Annotated in this window: 1 protein-coding gene; it reads left to right on the forward strand. The window is 65.1% G+C overall.

Annotated elements, in window-relative coordinates; translation table 11 throughout:
* On the forward strand, positions 1-524 hold a 524-nt coding region (locus AC0L30_RS27990; protein ID WP_473405681.1), incomplete at both ends, for a VCBS domain-containing protein.

The raw sequence follows: 524 nt of genomic DNA on the forward strand, positions 1-524 counted from the left end.
GCGCAGGGCCAGACCAAGACCGAGACCTTCACGGTCCATCTGTTTGACGGCACCTCGACGGTCGACAAGATCGTCACCGTCACCATCACCGGCACCAACGACAATGCGGTGATCACGGTTGGCGCCGGCAATAGCGCCAGCGGCGCGGTGACTGAGGACGCCCATCCGACCAGCGAGACGGCGAGCGGCACGCTGTCGTTCAGCGACGTCGACCTTTCCGACACCCACAGCGTCACCAGTGTGACGCCGTCGGCCGGGGCGCTCGGCACGCTGACGGCGTCGATCACCACCGTTGACTCGCGCACCACCGGCACCGGTGGGGTGATCACCTGGAACTACTCGGTTGCCGACAGCGCGATCCAATATCTGGCGCAGGGCCAGACCAAGACCGAGACCTTCACGGTCCATCTGTTTGACGGCACCTCGACGGTCGACAAGATCGTCACGGTCACCATCACCGGCACCAATGATGCGCCCGTGATCACCGCCCAGGATCTGACCGGCGCGGTCACCGAGCAGGTCAC

This window comes from Bradyrhizobium sp. MI1.11 (genome assembly GCF_055811255.1).